This window comes from Cobetia sp. 14N.309.X.WAT.E.A4, assembly GCF_030397495.1.
GTDB lineage: Bacteria > Pseudomonadota > Gammaproteobacteria > Pseudomonadales > Halomonadaceae > Cobetia > Cobetia marina.
The window spans coordinates 1-15,436 of the sequence record NZ_JAPNXT010000009.1 but is presented as its reverse complement, the minus strand read 5'-3'; the positions used below and the strand labels follow the sequence as shown (position 1 = coordinate 15,436).

Here is a 15,436-nt window from a genome sequence, read left to right as displayed (position 1 = left end):
GGCCTGGCGCTTGTTGTCAAAGGTGCGCTGCGCTATACCGGTGAGCACATGAGGCCAGCGCGTTGCGCATGGTGCTCTCCGCTCAGATGTCCCCGAACAGGAATGCCCCCATGCACGCTTCCGCCACCAGCGCCGTCGATACCGCCAGCCTGATGCCTCAGCACGCCGACTTCTCCGATTGGCCGAACAGCCGTGAATGGCTGGCGCATCTGATCCATTTCGCGACCGTGTCACGTGACTCGAATCTGGCGTTGATCCATTGCCTGCGTGATGCTCTGGAAGTGGCCGGTGTCAGCGCCGAGATCATTCATGATGATGGCGGTGACAAGGCCAATCTGCTCGCGGTGATCGGCCCTGACGTGGAGGGCGGTGTGGTGCTGTCCGGGCATACCGATGTGGTGCCGGTGGAGGGGCAGGCCTGGGACAGTGATCCCTTCACGCTGCGCGAGGCCGATGGCCGCCTGTATGGGCGGGGCTCATCCGACATGAAGGGCTTCATCGCCTGCTGCATGGCGGCGGTGCCGGCGCTGGTAAGTGCAGCGCGTGATGGCAAGCTTGAAAGGCCTGTGATTTTCGCCTTCTCGTATGATGAAGAAATCGGCTGTCTCGGCGCGCCGCGCATGATCGCGCGTCTGCGTGATCGCCTGCCGCGCCCGGCGGCGGTGCTGGTGGGGGAGCCGACCCTGATGAGCGTCGTCGATGCCCACAAGGGCATCACGGTCATCCGCACCACGGTGACCGGCAAGCCGTCGCATTCCAGTCAGGTCAATCTGGGGGTCAGCGCGATTCATCTGGCGGCACGCATGGTCACCTTCATCGAGGACCGCATGCAGGCGCGCATCGATTGTGGGCATCTCGACGAGCGTTTCGAGGTGCCGCATGCCAGCCTGCATGTCGGGCGCATCGAAGGCGGCACGGCCGTCAACATCACCGCAGGGCAGTGCATCTTCGATTGGGAGTTGCGCCATCTGCCGGGCGAGGATGTCGAGGCGATGCTGGCGGAGATCGATGCCTACGCGGAGCGTCTGCTCGTGCCCTATCGCGAGCGGGCGCCCGAGGTGGCGATCCACAGTGAGCGCACGGTGGAGACGGTGCCGGCGCTGGGGCAGGGCGAACGTGATCCGGCGATCCATCTCTGTCAGCGTCTGCTGGGGGAGGCGCGTGCCAGTCAGGCGGTGACCTATGCCACCGAAGCGGGCCAGTTCCAGCGCGAAGGCTGGCCGACGGTGGTCTGCGGGCCCGGCTCCATCAGCGTGGCCCATCAGGCCAATGAGTACATCGACATCCGCCAGCTGGCGGCCTGTGATCGCTTTCTCGCTCAGCTGGTGCGTGAGCAGCAGACGAGCTGAGTGCGAGGGGCTGGCGTGATGCGGACAGGGTCATGAGCTCACAGGATCACAGGGTCCCCGGGCGTGGCGGTTGCTGCTCCGGTATGGGCAGCAGCATGGCGCTGCAGTGACGCAGCAGGTGATCAGTGAGCTGTTCGAGGGTGCTGCCGCCATGGCGCCAGTGATGCCAGTAGAGCGGGATGTCCAGCGCGTGGTCCGGCGCGATATCGACCAGTTCACCGCTGTCCAGCAGGTGGCGCGCCTGCTGCTCGGGAATCATCCCATAGCCCATGCCACTCAAGGCCAGGTGAACGAAGCCTTCTGAGGAGGGACAGAGGTGATGCGGGAAAGGCTCGTCGAAGCCCATCTCGGCCAGCAGCCGATGCTGCAGACGGTCATCCCGGCCATAGACGATGGCGGGCATGCTGCGCAGTATCTCGGCAGGCAGACGTGACGGGATGACGCCATCCTCTCCGGCGATGTGGCGGCGCACGAAATCCGGGCTGGCCAATGCGCGATACCGCATGCTGCCCAGCGGGTGTGAGCGAGCCCCCTGGACCGGGCGTGGGGTCGAGCAGATGCAGCCCGCCACCTCGCCATCGCGCATGCGCTTGAGGGCGACCTCCTGATCTTCCACCAGCATGTCCAGCAGCAGCTCGTGCGTCTGACAGAAGGCACCGGTGACCTGTGGCCACCAGGTGGCCAGCGAGTCGGCATTGATGGCGATGCGCAGGCGCTGCTCGCTGTCACCGAGAGCGGGGATCTGATCCAGCAGGTCATGCTCCAGCAGGCGCACCTGCTGCACATGGTTGAGCAGACGCCGCCCCAGTGGAGTCGGTCCCAGGCGTGGCGTGCGCACCAGTACCGGCTGACCCAGACGGGCCTCCAGCAGCTTGATGCGCTGCGAGACCGCTGATTGTGTCAGGCCCAGCGCGCGTGCCCCGCGCTCGAAACCTGCCTGGTCGATGACGGCGGCCAGCGCCTCCAGCAGTTTGTAGTCCAGCATCAGAAATCCTTATGAGCCATTCCCTGAATCAATTTCCATGATGTATTCATCCTAGCGTACTCTGCCTGCGGCTGCAGCGCCGGGAAGTCCGGAAGCGCGCCGAAGGCAGACAGGGGCGCAACGCGCTGAATCAGAGAGTCAAGCAAGGGAAGGGCAGTGTCATGTGGTGGTCAGTGTTCAATGGAGCAGGTGTCGGGGCCGGGCTGATCATCGCCATCGGCGCCCAGAATGCCTTCGTGCTGGGTCAGGGGCTCAAGCGCGAACATCAATGGTGGGTCGCGGGGCTCTGTGCGCTGTGTGATTGGCTGCTGATCGTGGCGGGGGTCTTGGGGCTGGGGGCCTTGATGCAGCAATCCCCCATGTTGATGAGCATCGCGCGTTGGGGAGGTGTCGCCTTCCTGCTCTGGCAAGCGGTCAAGGCGCTGGGGCGCATGCGCAGTGGTGGGCAGCTCACGGCGAGTACGGCGCTCAAGGCGAGCCTTGGCAAGGTGCTGATGGCGACGCTGGCGGTGACCTTGCTCAATCCGCAGGTCTATCTGGATACCCTGGTGATGCTGGGCGCCATCGGGGCACAACAGAGCTCGCCGGCGGGCTTCATCGCCGGAGCCAGCCTGGCCTCGATGGTCTGGTTCTTCGGGCTGGTGGCCTGTGCTGGCTGGCTGGCACCCCGCCTGACCAGTCCGCGTGCCTGGCAGGTCATCGAAGCCTTCATCGCGGCCATTCTGCTGGCCGTCGCCTGGCAGCTGGGCAGTGGCGCCTGGCTCTAGCGGCTAACGCAAGACGGGCATGTGGCAGTCGCAGGCGTGACGCGCCGATAGGTGTAAAGAAAGCATGACGCAGTGTCAGGCGCTCGCGGCAGTGAGAGCGCCCCGGGTGAGCAGTGTCGAGATGGCCGTCAGCACTATGGCAGAGTTTCGTTACATGTCTGGCGTGGGGGGAGGCAGGATACGGCACCAATGAGGGCGCAAGGTGCATGGGCAGGGCGGCAGGCAAGGCATAGATTCCCGATAACGGAATCGGGACATCACAGGTGATGTGCGGCGCGTTCGCCTGTCATGAAGGATGTCGCCCGCCTTTCTCTACCTTGCCTGCCTTGTCGGCAGCCTGACTCAGGAGTACCTCATGAACGCACCGGCGCGTATCGAACAGCACAATCCCATCGGCACGGACGGCTTCGAGTTCGTCGAGTTCACGGCCCCGGATGCGGCCGGCATCGATGCCCTGCGCAAGTTGTTCAATCAGCTCGGATTTACCGAGACCCGTCGCCATCGCTCCAAGCAGGTGTTCCTGTTCCAGCAGCATGGCATCAATGTGGTGCTCAACGCCGAGCCGAACAGCCCCGCGGCACGCTTCGCGGCGATTCATGGCCCGAGTGCCTGTGCGATGGCCTGGCGCGTGGCAGATGCCGAGCAGGCGCATCGCTACGCGCTGGCGCACGGTGCGCGCAGCGTCGAGCATCCGGTCGGGCCGGGCGAGGTGGGCATCCCGGCGGTGCAAGGGATTGGCGGCTCGGTGCTGTATTTCGTGGACCATCACCGGGAACGCTCGATCTACGACACCGACTTCGTCGCCATCGAGGGGGCGATGGAGAATGCCAACAGCGTCGGCCTGCATACGCTGGATCATCTGACGCACAATGTCGGACGCGGCCAGATGGATGTGTGGGCGGACTTCTATGCTCGTATCGCCAACTTCCGCGAGATCCGTTATTTCGATATCGAGGGCAAGATGACCGGGCTCTTCTCGCGGGCCATGACAGCGCCCTGCGGCAAGATGCACATTCCCATCAACGAGTCCGCCGATGACAACTCCCAGATCGCGGAATTCATCCGGGATTACAACGGGGAAGGCATCCAGCATCTGGCGATGGCGACGGATGACATCTATGCCACCGTCAAGGCGCTCAAGGCCAATGGCGTCAAGTTCCTGACCACACCCGAACCCTATTATGAAAAGGTCGATGCACGGGTGCCCAACCATGAAGAGAACGTCGAGGATCTCAAGGCCTTGAGCCTGCTGGTGGATGGCGCACCGGGTGAAGGAATCCTGTTGCAGATCTTCACCGAGACGGTGATCGGGCCGATCTTCTTCGAGATCATCCAGCGCAAGGGCAATGACGGTTTCGGTGAAGGCAATTTCAAGGCGCTGTTCGAATCCATCGAGGAAGACCAGATCCGTCGCGGGGTGCTGGAGGGCGAGCGGTGAGCTTCATCGCGAGCAGCGGGCGCTCACCAGAGCTGGCCCGCCGGAGTGACCGGCTAGCGAGGCCGTCAGCCTGAACCTTCCGCCTGATGAACCTTCCGCCTTGAAACGACGACGCCCCGCCGAGATTCGGCGGGGCGTCGTCGTTTGGTCAACTGGCCTTCATGGCGTCATCACATCGTCGGCACGCGCTGATGGTCGATCACCTGACGCAGCACGAAGCTTGAATGCACGCCGGTGACGCCCTCGATACGGGTGATCTGCTTGAGCAGCAGGTCGTGATAGTCATCCATGTCATTGACGACCACCTTGAGCTGGTAGTCGGCTTCCTGACCGGTGATCAGCAGGCACTCCATCACCTGGGGCAGCGCCGCGATGGTTTCCTCGAAGTTGGCGAAGCGCTCCGGGGTATGGCGGTCCATCGAGATATGCAGCAGCGCCATCAGGCTCAGGCCCAGCTTGCGGGCATCGACCTGTGCCCGATACCCCGTGATCATGCCGCTTTCTTCCAGGGCACGTACCCGGCGCAGGCAAGGTGACGGTGACAGGCCAATGCGCTCGGCGAGCTCCTGATTGCTGATGCGTCCCGACTGCTGGAGTTCGTCAAGAATCCGTCGATCGAAGCGGTCCAGTGTCGGGAGAGAAATGTTCTGGCTCATTTTTCGCAATCCATTGGCGGTGAAGGTGTGAATTATGAAATAAAATGCTTTCAAGATGGCGGTTTAGTGGGTTTTTCGCAATCATGCGCCCCGATATGAAGCATATACTGTAATCACTGTTCAGCGATTCAGATGTTCGACCATCAGGGTCGTGCGAGCAGGCGGACTGGCCACCCTGTCCAGCCCGCTTCCTGCGGAACCCGGCTCGCTTCTGATCGATGCGAGGCCGCTGAGAGGCATTCGACGGTGATCCCGCGATCTCTCCTTCCGCGCTGGCAACCGTGATCCGGAGCCACGTCCTGTCGCAGGTAGCGGCCATGTTCTCTACCTCCGACTTGCTTGCCTGTCGCGCTGGCGGCAAGCTTTCGGATGCGAGGGCCTTGATGCCCTCGTCATCTCACATTTACTCAGGCGCCCCGATTGGGACACTGTTGAGCGGGAAAGGTGCCATCGAATCCGCATCCGGATGTCGAACGTTGCTTTCCACGCCCACCACGCCAAGGACACGACCATGACTGCTGCATCCACGCCAAGTGCTGCCTTCGACCACACCAAATATCGCCCCGTCACGCCTGTCGCGCTGACCGACCGCCAATGGCCGTCGCGTACCGTGACCCAGGCGCCGCTATGGGCCAGTGTCGACCTGCGCGATGGCAACCAGGCGCTGCTTGAGCCGATGACGGTCGAGCAGAAGAAGCTGATGTGGAAGCTGCTGGTCAAGATCGGCCTCAAGGAGATCGAAGTCGGTTTCCCGTCCGCCAGTCAGCTCGATTTCGACTTCGTGCGCTGGTTGATCGAGGAAGACCAGGTGCCTGAAGGTGTCAGCATCCAGGTGCTGGTGCAGGCGCGTGAGCACTTGATCGCCCGTACCTTCGAGTCACTGGTCGGGGCGCGCGATGCCGTGGTGCACGTCTACAACTCCACCTCCACCGTTCAGCGCGAGCGGGTGTTCGAGATGGATCGTGAGGGCATCAAGGCCATCGCCGTCGAAGGTGCGCAGCTGGTCAAGGACTACGCTGCGCGTTACCCGGACACCCACTGGGTGTTCCAGTACTCGCCGGAGAGCTTCACTTCCACCGAGATGGATTACGCCGTCGAGGTCTGTGAAGCGGTGATGGATGTCTGGCAGCCGACACCGGACAATCGCTGCATCCTCAACCTGCCGGCCACGGTGGAAGTGGGCCCGCCCAATCACTTCGCGGATCAGGTCGAGTACTTCATCAAGCACTTGAGCCGTCGTGACTGCGCGATCATCTCGCTGCATACCCACAACGACCGGGGCGGTGCCGCTGCCGCTGCCGAGCTCGGCCTGCTGGCCGGGGCGGACCGCATCGAAGGGACCTTGCTGGGCAATGGTGAGCGCACCGGCAACATGGACCTGATCACCCTGGCGATGAATCTCTACAGCCAGGGCATTGACCCGGAGCTGGATCTCTCCAATCCGGACGAGATCATCCAGGTCTACACCGAGTGCACCAACCTGCCGGTTCACCCGCGTCACCCGTGGGTCGGGGAGCTGGTCTACACCGCCTTCTCCGGCAGCCATCAGGACGCGATTCGCAAGTGCCTCAAGAAGCAGCAGGCGGACGAGCCGTGGCAGGTCGCCTATCTGCCCATCGACCCGCAGGATCTGGGTCGCGACTTCCAGGCGGTGATTCGCGTCAACAGCCAGTCCGGCAAGGGCGGCATGGCCTTCCTGCTCGAACGCGATCACGGCATCAGCCTGCCGCGCTGGATGAGCCTCGAGCTCGCCCCGCACGTGCAGAAGGCCAGCGAGCAGGTCAGTGGTGAGCTGTCCAGCAACCAGATCCGCGCGATTCTCGATGCCAGCTTCAAGCGCGAGGCACCGCTGAGTCTCAAGGGCTATCGACTGGATCGTGAGGGGGCCGAGCAGCTCACCGCGACACTGATTGACGAGAAGGGTGAGCAGATTGCCCTGGCCGGTGAAGGCAACGGTGCCATCTCCGCCTTCATGGATGCCTGGCAGCGCCACACCGGTGCCACCGTCAGCGTGGTGGACTACGGCGAGCATGCGCTCGGGGAAGGCAGTGATGCCGTAGCGGTGGCCTTCGTGATGCTCAATCTCGATGGCAAGCGCGTCTGCGGCATGGCCGAGGATGGTGACACCGTGAGCGCGTCACTCAAGGCGGTGCTGTCGGCGGTCAATCGCGGCCTGGAAAGCAGTGCACGCAGTGAAGCGGAACGTGCCGAAGAGGCGGGTACCGTCGCCGTCTGACGGCAATGAGCGACACGAGCGTCCACGAAAGGCGGAAATCCTGCTTGCAGTGACGGTCCACGAAGCCCTCGCCCCTTGCGGCGAGGGCTTCGTCGTTTCTGAAGGCCGATCACTCCCCAGCCCAGTCATGGCAAGGGATGAGCGCAATGTCAGTAGCTGATAACCCCGGCCTTGGCATGGCGAGCGGATATAGACTTTTGTCGGAAGTTGTCTGACGAGTCAATATCCGGACTTGCACCGGTGCCATCCCTGCGTATCATCGCTGCATCCGCGTAAATGATAACGATCTGGTGGTACAACGGATTCGAGAGCACAACAATTCCAAGCGGTGCAAGGGCAACCCCCCTGAGTGACGAGACAATGGATGTGTCCCCATCCCCTCGTCGGTCGGGATTCGCCGGTGCACCTCTCGTTCAGGAGGTCCGCTAGAACAACCCACAACTACTCATCGGTATCGCATGATTCAACTTGATGCTATCACTACCCTGCTGCTGGCGGCGCTTGTCCTCGTCGTCGGTCATCTGATTGTCGAGCGCGTACGCGTGCTGCGCGAGTTCAACATCCCCGAACCTGTGGTCGGCGGTCTCATCGCCACCCTCATCGTTACCGGCCTGCGTGGCCTGGGCTACGAGTTCCAGTTCTTCGCCGGTCTCCAGACCCCCTTCATGTTGCTGTTCTTCGGCTCGGTCGGCCTGTCGGCGGACGTCCGCATGATTCGTGCCGGCGGCAGCAAGCTGATCCTGTTCCTCGTGCTGGTCATCGGCCTGCTCATCCTGCAGAACCTGCTGGGTGTCGGTGTTGCCAGCCTGTTTGGCCTCGACCCGGTACTGGGGCTGCTCGGCGGTTCCATCACCATGTCCGGTGGTCACGGTACAGGGGCTGCCTGGGCCAACGTCTTCGCCGACGAATATGGCATCAATGGCGCGATGGAAGTCGCGATGGCCTGTGCCACCTTCGGGCTGGTGTTCGGGTCGCTGATCGGTGGGCCGACGGCACGTTTCCTGATCAATCGCATGAAGCGTGAAGGACAGGACATCAATGCCCAGGTCAGCGATTCCGAGTATGACGAGACGGAAGTCCAGCACCCGCTGAATACCGCCAATGCTCTGAAAACGCTCTTCATGTTGCTGCTCGGGGTCGTCAGCGGTCAGCAGCTGCAGGCACTCACGGCGGATACGGCCTTCTCGCTGCCGACCTTCGTGTGGGTGCTGTTCAGCTGTATCGTCATCGGCAACGTGGTGCGCGCCTTCGGCGACAAGCACCTCAATACCCATGCCGTGGATGTGCTGGGCAACATCAGTCTGTCCATCTTCCTGGCACTGGCACTGATGACGCTCAAGCTCTGGGATCTGGCCAATCTGGCACTGCCGATTCTGGCCATCCTGCTGGCACAGGTCGCGCTGGTGTTCCTCTACACCACCCAGGTCACCTTCCGCCTGATGGGCAAGAACTACGACGCTGCGGTGCTGGTCGCGGGTAACTGTGGTTTCGGCATGGGCGCCACGCCGACGGCGATCGCCAACATGCAGGCGGTCACGCAGCACCACGGGCCGTCGCGTCTGGCCTTCATCATCGTGCCGGTGGTGGGTGGCTTCCTGATCGATATCGCCAACTCGCTGATCATCAAGGGCTTCCTCGGCTTCTTCTGAACATGACAGCAGGTGTCATGATGAGATGTTGCAGAATCTGCCTGGCATGAACGACAACGCCGGACTCCATGGGAGTCCGGCGTTGTCGTTTCGGGGAATCCCCCTTGCGGCGCGAGTGATGGGTCACGTCACGCTGTCAGGGAATCAGCTCCACAGTGCCACGATCAGGCCATAGGCCAGCAGCGTGACCACCACGGTGCCTGCCAGGTTCAGGAAGAAGCCGGCGCGCATCATGGTCTGGATCTTGAGGTGCCCGGTGGCGAACACGATGGCATTGGGTGGCGTGGCCACCGGCATCATGAAGGCGCAGCTGGCCGCGATGGCCGCCGGCACGGTGATCAGCAGCGGGTCGATGTCCAGCGACAGCGCAAGCGCGCCCAGCAGGGGCAGGAAGGCGGCGGCCGTCGCGGTATTGGACGTGACCTCGGTCAGGAAGATGATCACCAGTACCACGATGCCCACGAGCCCGATGAGCGGCAGCACGCTGAACATCGACAGCTGTCCGGCGATCCACTCCGCCAGACCCGAGCTCTTGATGACGCCCGCCAGTGCCAGTCCACCCCCGAACAGCAGCAATACGCCCCAGGGCAGGTCACGCGCGTCTTCCCACACCAGCAGGCGGCGACCGCGTGAGGTGCCGGAGGGAATCGCGAACAGCCCGACGCCGATGGCCATGGCGATGCCGGTATCCGACAGCCACTCAAGGCCGCTCTGATTGATCAGCGGGCGGAACATCCACAGCAGGGCGGCTACCAGGAAGGCGATGCCGACACGTTTCTCGGCGCTGCTCATGACACCCAGTGCCTTGAGCTCACGCTTTATCATCTCGCCACTGTCCGAAGTCTCGGATGCGAAGGAGAAGGGCGTGCGAGTCAACCACCACCAGGTGATGGTGCACATCGCGATGGCCACCGGCAGGCCGACGACCATCCACTGGGCGAAGCCGATCTCGATGCCCTGGTCACTGGACAGGTAACCCGCCAGCAGGGCATTCGGCGGAGTGCCGATCAGTGTCGCGATACCGCCAAGGCTGGCGGAGTAGGCGATGGCCAGCAGCAGGGCGGCGGCATAGCGCTTCAGCTCCGGGTCGTCGCTGTCGCGCTCATCCCGGCCACTGGACATCAGGCTGACCACTGACATGCCGATGGGCAGCATCATGATGCTGGTCGCGGTATTGGATACCCACATGCTGATGAAGCCGGTGGCGATCATGAAACCGGCGATCTGACGGCGGGGCGAATGGCCGGCAAGCTTCAGCGTATGCAGGGCCACGCGGCGATGCAGGTCCCAGCGCTGCATGGCGATCCCGAGCAGGAAGCCACCGAGGAACAGGTAGATGGTCGGATTGGCATAGGCTGCCGTGGTGCTCTTGATGTCGTCGATGCCAAGTGCGGGCACCAGCACGATGGGCAACAGCGATGTCACCGGTATCGGCAATGCTTCGGTGGCCCACCAGGTCGCCATCAACAGCGCCAGGCCCACGCAGAGCCAGGCGGTGTCCGGCATGTCGCCCGGGGCAGGGGTCAGCCAGGTCAGCAGCAGCAGGAGCGGACCGAGTATCAGACCGATACGCGCCGCAAGTGGCGCTTGTGGCGGCGTGGAGGATTGATCAACGACGTGATCGGTAGGTTGCTCAGGCATGTCGACTCCAGAGAAGCCCGCTGGCGACAGGCTTCCTCATCATGTTGGTCATCGTGTTGTTGGTATGGGTCATGGTAGGTGATGGCACGTTGTCGTGTTGGCGTTGTTCACTGCACGGCATGCATTCGTTCCTGAACGGGAGGTCATGCACGTCGTGTCATGCTGCCTGCGTCGGTCGATCGCCGCCGAGAGTCGGTCAGGTGGGGCTTTCGGGCCGGCAGGCGGCGCCATTGTCTCAGCATTGCGCCACGGCTCAATAGCCTTCATTGCCTGTTTCGAAACTCCCGTGGGTGAAACCTTGACGCCGCGCAAGCGCGACGCTCGATCCGAGGCGCTCAGGTCGCGTGCGAGGCCTTGCGTGACGCCATCCTGCACGGGTCAGGTTGCTGTCTGGCGACAGACGCTGTCGTTGGCTGTGGACTTGTGAGCCCAAGGGCTGGAAGGTAGGGTTAGCAGCCATGAACGGGGCCGGCGCAGGTCAACTGCGCGGCCCACTGTCGCGTTACTTTCACAAGGAAGATGATGGATGATTCTGGTCACGGGTGGTGCAGGCTACATCGGGTCTCATACGGTATTGGCGCTCATGGAGGCCGGCCATCAGGTGCTGGTGCTGGACAACCTGTCCAATGCCAGCGAAGCCTCCCTCGCGCGTGTGGCGACGCTTGCCGGACGCGAAGTGCCGTTCGTCGAAGGGGATATCCGCAACGGCGCGCTGCTCGACAGCCTGTTCGAGCGTCATGATATCGAGGCCGTGGTCCACTTCGCCGGGCTCAAGGCGGTGGGCGAGAGCGTCGCCAAGCCGCTGGCCTACTACGACAACAACGTCAATGGCACCCTGGTGCTGTGTGATGCCATGGCGCGGGCCGGCGTCAAGCGTATCGTGTTCTCTTCCTCCGCCACCGTGTATGGCGATCCGGCGTCCACGCCGATCCGTGAAGACTTCCCGACGTCCGCGACCAACCCCTACGGCCGCTCCAAGCTGATGGTCGAGGAAGTGCTGCGTGACCTGTCCGTGGCGGATGACAGCTGGCGCATCGCGCTGCTGCGCTATTTCAATCCGGTGGGTGCCCACGAGTCCGGTACCATCGGTGAGGACCCCAACGGCATCCCCAACAACCTGGTGCCCTATATCAGCCAGGTGGCGGTGGGTCGCCTTGAAGAGCTGGCCGTGTTCGGTGATGACTATCCGACGCCGGATGGCACCGGGGTGCGTGACTACATCCACGTCGTCGACCTGGCCGATGGCCACCTCAAGGCGCTGGACTATCTGGCCGGTGAAGCGCGTGATGGCGTCCACACCTACAACCTGGGCACCGGCACTGGCTATAGCGTGCTGGACATGGTCAAGGCCTTCGAGAAGGCCAGCGGTCGCCCGGTGCCTTATCGCATCGCGCCGCGGCGTTCCGGTGATATCGCCGAATGCTGGGCGGAGCCGGACAAGGCCTTCAAGGAATTGAAGTGGAAGGCGGAGCTGGGGCTGGATCGCATGATGGCTGACAGCTGGCGTTGGCAGTCACGCAACCCCAATGGCTATCGCAGCAACTGAAGCAGGCATAGCAGCACCGATTGAGATGGGCGTGCGAGTGAGCTCGCACCCCGTCATCAATGGCTTCCTGGAAGCGGCCGTGGGCAGAATCCGCGGCCGCTTTTGCGTATGATGGCCCCGAGCTGAAAGCCGCGTGCTGACTCCCTTGAATTATCTGCGAGACTTCCATGAATCAGTCTGATGTCACCCCTGATCTTGAACTTCTGACGGCCATCGAGACGCTCTGCCGTGAAGCGGGGCAGGCGATACTCGCCGTTGCGCAGGGCGGCGATCTCGAGACACGCGCCAAGGCCGATGACAGTCCGGTGACGGCCGCCGATCTTGCGGCACACCGTGTGCTGGTGGAGGGGCTGGCGCGCCTGACGCCGCAGATTCCGGTGCTCTCCGAGGAAAGCGACAAGGCGGATATCGTGGCGCGCCGTGACTGGCAGACCTTCTGGCTGGTGGACCCGCTGGATGGCACCCGCGAGTTCGTCAACGGCAGTGGCGAATACACCGTCAATGTCGCCTTGATCCAGGGGACGCGCAGCGTGCTGGGCGTGGTGGATGCGCCGGTGCTCAGGGCGACCTGGAGCGGGCTTGATGGCGTGGGCGCGTTTCGCGAGGACGCCAATGGACGAACGGCCATTCGCGTCAGCCCGGAGCCCGAGGTGTTGAGAGTCGTGGCCAGCAAGTCGCATCTCGATGCGCAGACGGCGGCGCTGATCGAGCGTCTGACGCCGGTCGAGACCGTCAGCTGCGGCAGTTCGCTGAAATTCTGTCGTATCGCGGAAGGCGACGCGGATCTCTACCCGCGCTATGCCCCGACCTGCGAGTGGGACACCGCCGCGGCGCAGGCCGTGCTGGAAGCGGCGGGCGGGTGTGTCTTCGATGCGCAGAGCCTGACCGATGGTCAGCCGGATGTCCTGCGTTACAACGCGCGTGACACCCTCAGAAATCCTTTCTTCATTGCCTGTGGCCAGTCTGACGGCCGCTGGCGCCAGGTGCTGGAGTGCTGACGCTTGCGCCTGAGCGAGATGACTCATGATGCGTGAAACCCATGACAATGAGCGGCCCGGGGCCGGTGGTGGCGAAGGCATGCTGCGCCGCGCGGGGCGTGCTCTCTTTGCCAGACGCGCCGATGGCGGTGTCGCCGGTGGGCTGATCAGCGCCGTGCTGCTGTCATCGCTGGCCAGTCTGGTGCCATTGATCTACCACGGGCTGCTCGAGGGCGGTCTGATCCTGGTCGGTAACCTGCTGCTGTGGCCGTGTCTGCTGGCGGCAGCCCATCGCCCACGCTGGCGCTGGCTGGCACTTGGTCTGATGGCCGCGCTGGGCGTCAATCTCTCGGCCAGTGTGGTCAGCGCCGTCTATTACGATTCGCGCTATGGCCTGGCCTTCGCGCTGAGTTCGCTGGATACCAGTCGCAGCGAGTCGATGGCGATGCTGTTCAAGTTCCCGCTGGCACTCATCGTGCCGCTGGGGTTCTTCCTGCTGGCCCTGTCACTGGCCAATCGCCATGGGGCGGGGTTGGCTCGCGCCCGGCTGGGGGGGCGTAGCGGAATCGCCTTCGTGCTCTGGATGCTGATGCTGCTGGCAGGTAGCTGGCAGTGGGGGCGTGCCAGCGTGCCGCTGGCCATCACCACGCTGTCGGTATCGCCGGGCTGGAACCTGGCCACCACCTCACACGCCTGGTGGGAAAAGGAGCGTTTCAAGGCACTGATGGCGGATGACTACGATTTCGGCAAGGTCACGCTCAGCCCTGATGTGCCGGATGATGCGGTCTTCGTGCTGGTGATCGGTGAGTCCCAGCGGCGTGATCAGTTGTCGCTCTACGGGTATTCGCGCCCGACCACGCCCAATCTCGACGCCCGTCGTGATCAGCTGGTGGTCTTTGACCAGGCCATCGCGCCGGCGCCGCAGACGGTGCTGGCGGTCCCGATGCTTTCCAGTCTGATGGACCCGCGCACCTTCTCGCCGCGCTATCTGGATGCCAACCTGATTTCACTGGCCAATCAGGCCGGCATGCATACGGAGTGGCTGTCGCGTCAGGGGCTCGATATCACCTCCGAGCGCACCTGGATCACCGCCATCGCCCAGCGTGCCGACGTCGCCAGAACCATCATGACGGAGTACGACGACGGACTGCTGGATGCACTCGATGAGGCACTGGCGCGCAAGGTCAAGGGGCCGCGACTGATCGTGCTGCATCTGTACGGCAGCCATCCGCCGGCCAGCCTGCAGTACCCCGACTCGCTGCGTTACTTCCTGACACCGGACAGTACCTCGCCGCTGACCGATGCCTATGACGACAGCATCCGCTTCACGGACCAGGTGCTGGAGGGCGTCTTCCAACGTCTCGAGGGTCGCCATGCCGGCGTGCTCTACCTTTCCGATCATGGTCTTGAGCATGATCCGCTCAGCGATGCTTACGTGCATGGCGGTGATCGCCCCAGCCAGGCGCCTTATCGCATTCCCCTGTGGCTGTGGCAGGCGGGGCGTGGTCCCAATCCCGAGCGTGAGATAGTGCATCTGCGCGAGCATGCCCGTCAGCCGTTCGCCAGTTTTGATCTTCCCTATCTGGCCAGTGACTGGATGGGAATCCACTTCTCGGGGGACAAGCCATGTCTGTCACCCTGGTCGGCCTGCTATCAGCCGCGCGAGCGCCATCCGGTGCTGGATCAACTGGGGCGTCTGAACTTCTTCGAGGATCTGCCGTCGGACTTTCTTGCCCGGCCGCTGGCCCCCGGTGCCGAAGAACTGGAAGAGGCCGTGGAGGCCACGACGCGTCTGCTGGAAAGTCCGGATGGCTTGCTCGACAGCGCTTCGGATGGCGCGTCATCCGCTCGTGCACAATCTTCTGGCGTGACGGCGAGGGAAACCTCCGCGCCGATCACCCTGTCACCCCCTTCACTACCCTCAGAGACACCCAAGGACTGACATGAAAATCACTGTCTTCGGAACAGGTTACGTAGGTCTGGTCACCGGCACCTGTCTGGCGGATGTTGGCCATGACGTGATCTGCATGGACGTGGACGCCGCCAAGATCGAGCGCCTCAAGCAGGGTGAGATCCCCATCTTCGAGCCGGGGCTCGAGAGCATGGTGATGCGCAACGTGGAGGCAGGACGTCTCAACTTCACCACCGACGCCCGCGAGGCCGTCGCGCACGGCGTGCTGCAGTTCATCGCC

The 15,436-nt window shown here is 63.2% G+C and carries 11 protein-coding genes and 1 pseudogene; 9 read left to right on the top strand and 3 right to left on the bottom strand.

What is annotated here, in order from left to right; genetic code table 11:
* The first annotated feature begins 110 nt into the window (after window positions 1-110).
* Complete coding sequence (gene argE, locus OW493_RS12735; RefSeq protein ID WP_308478074.1) at window positions 111-1,349, top strand: acetylornithine deacetylase; 1,239 nt, start codon at window positions 111-113, stop codon at window positions 1,347-1,349.
* A 46-nt stretch (window positions 1,350-1,395) separates the two neighbouring features.
* Here the strand turns inward: argE and OW493_RS12730 are convergent, their stop codons facing one another.
* Window positions 1,396-2,334, bottom strand: a complete 939-nt coding sequence (locus OW493_RS12730; RefSeq protein ID WP_289864343.1) for a LysR family transcriptional regulator ArgP — start codon at window positions 2,332-2,334, stop codon at window positions 1,396-1,398.
* 161 nt (window positions 2,335-2,495) lie between these two features.
* Here OW493_RS12730 and OW493_RS12725 point away from each other — a divergent pair, with 161 nt between their 5' ends.
* On the top strand, window positions 2,496-3,101 hold the full coding sequence (locus tag OW493_RS12725) for a LysE/ArgO family amino acid transporter (RefSeq protein ID WP_077374677.1): 606 nt from the start codon (window positions 2,496-2,498) through the stop codon (window positions 3,099-3,101).
* A 355-nt stretch (window positions 3,102-3,456) separates the two neighbouring features.
* Complete coding sequence (gene hppD, locus OW493_RS12720; protein ID WP_289864342.1) at window positions 3,457-4,539, top strand: 4-hydroxyphenylpyruvate dioxygenase; 1,083 nt, start codon at window positions 3,457-3,459, stop codon at window positions 4,537-4,539.
* A 170-nt stretch (window positions 4,540-4,709) separates the two neighbouring features.
* Here the strand turns inward: hppD and OW493_RS12715 are convergent, their stop codons facing one another.
* Window positions 4,710-5,195, bottom strand: a complete 486-nt coding sequence (locus OW493_RS12715; protein ID WP_077374671.1) for an Lrp/AsnC family transcriptional regulator — start codon at window positions 5,193-5,195, stop codon at window positions 4,710-4,712.
* A gap of 511 nt (window positions 5,196-5,706) precedes the next feature.
* Between OW493_RS12715 and leuA the strand changes: the two genes are divergently transcribed.
* Together leuA and gltS are read left to right on the top strand one after the other, a co-directional pair.
* Complete coding sequence (gene leuA / locus OW493_RS12710) at window positions 5,707-7,431, top strand: 2-isopropylmalate synthase (protein WP_289864341.1); 1,725 nt, start codon at window positions 5,707-5,709, stop codon at window positions 7,429-7,431.
* 458 nt (window positions 7,432-7,889) lie between these two features.
* Window positions 7,890-9,080: a sodium/glutamate symporter gene (gene gltS / locus OW493_RS12705; protein ID WP_077374665.1), complete on the top strand. Its 1,191-nt coding sequence runs from the start codon at window positions 7,890-7,892 to the stop codon at window positions 9,078-9,080.
* Between the two features lie 144 nt (window positions 9,081-9,224).
* On the opposite strand, the gene OW493_RS12700 is transcribed toward gltS, so the two are convergent.
* Window positions 9,225-10,721 carry an SLC13 family permease gene (locus tag OW493_RS12700; protein ID WP_077374662.1) on the bottom strand — a complete coding sequence of 499 codons (1,497 nt, stop codon included), beginning with the start codon at window positions 10,719-10,721 and terminating at the stop codon, window positions 9,225-9,227.
* Between the two features lie 526 nt (window positions 10,722-11,247).
* Here OW493_RS12700 and galE point away from each other — a divergent pair.
* From galE to OW493_RS12680, 4 genes and pseudogenes are all read left to right on the top strand, one after another.
* The gene (gene galE, locus OW493_RS12695) at window positions 11,248-12,267 is read left to right on the top strand and encodes a UDP-glucose 4-epimerase GalE (RefSeq protein WP_077374660.1); all 1,020 of its coding nucleotides are present in this window, start codon (window positions 11,248-11,250) and stop codon (window positions 12,265-12,267) included.
* Window positions 12,268-12,434: 167 nt separating this feature from the next.
* Window positions 12,435-13,265, top strand: coding sequence for a 3'(2'),5'-bisphosphate nucleotidase CysQ (gene cysQ, locus OW493_RS12690; RefSeq protein ID WP_077374657.1), 831 nt, complete (start codon window positions 12,435-12,437; stop codon window positions 13,263-13,265).
* Between the two features lie 25 nt (window positions 13,266-13,290).
* On the top strand, window positions 13,291-15,186 hold the full coding sequence (locus OW493_RS12685; RefSeq protein WP_289864340.1) for a phosphoethanolamine transferase: 1,896 nt from the start codon (window positions 13,291-13,293) through the stop codon (window positions 15,184-15,186).
* Window position 15,187: 1 nt separating this feature from the next.
* Window positions 15,188-15,436: pseudogene (locus OW493_RS12680) on the top strand (UDP-glucose 6-dehydrogenase); the annotation flags it as partial.

Excerpts from the sequence above, each read along its gene's own strand:
- argE (WP_308478074.1), top strand. The coding sequence starts at position 111 with ATGCACGCTTCCGCCACCAGCGCCGTCGATACCGCCAGCCTGATGCCT.
- OW493_RS12730 (WP_289864343.1), bottom strand. The coding sequence starts at position 2,334 with ATGCTGGACTACAAACTGCTGGAGGCGCTGGCCGCCGTCATCGACCAG.
- OW493_RS12725 (WP_077374677.1), top strand. The coding sequence starts at position 2,496 with ATGTGGTGGTCAGTGTTCAATGGAGCAGGTGTCGGGGCCGGGCTGATC.
- hppD (WP_289864342.1), top strand. The coding sequence starts at position 3,457 with ATGAACGCACCGGCGCGTATCGAACAGCACAATCCCATCGGCACGGAC.
- OW493_RS12715 (WP_077374671.1), bottom strand. The coding sequence starts at position 5,195 with ATGAGCCAGAACATTTCTCTCCCGACACTGGACCGCTTCGATCGACGG.
- leuA (WP_289864341.1), top strand. The coding sequence starts at position 5,707 with ATGACTGCTGCATCCACGCCAAGTGCTGCCTTCGACCACACCAAATAT.
- gltS (WP_077374665.1), top strand. The coding sequence starts at position 7,890 with ATGATTCAACTTGATGCTATCACTACCCTGCTGCTGGCGGCGCTTGTC.
- OW493_RS12700 (WP_077374662.1), bottom strand. The coding sequence starts at position 10,721 with ATGCCTGAGCAACCTACCGATCACGTCGTTGATCAATCCTCCACGCCG.
- galE (WP_077374660.1), top strand. The coding sequence starts at position 11,248 with ATGATTCTGGTCACGGGTGGTGCAGGCTACATCGGGTCTCATACGGTA.
- cysQ (WP_077374657.1), top strand. The coding sequence starts at position 12,435 with ATGAATCAGTCTGATGTCACCCCTGATCTTGAACTTCTGACGGCCATC.
- OW493_RS12685 (WP_289864340.1), top strand. The coding sequence starts at position 13,291 with ATGATGCGTGAAACCCATGACAATGAGCGGCCCGGGGCCGGTGGTGGC.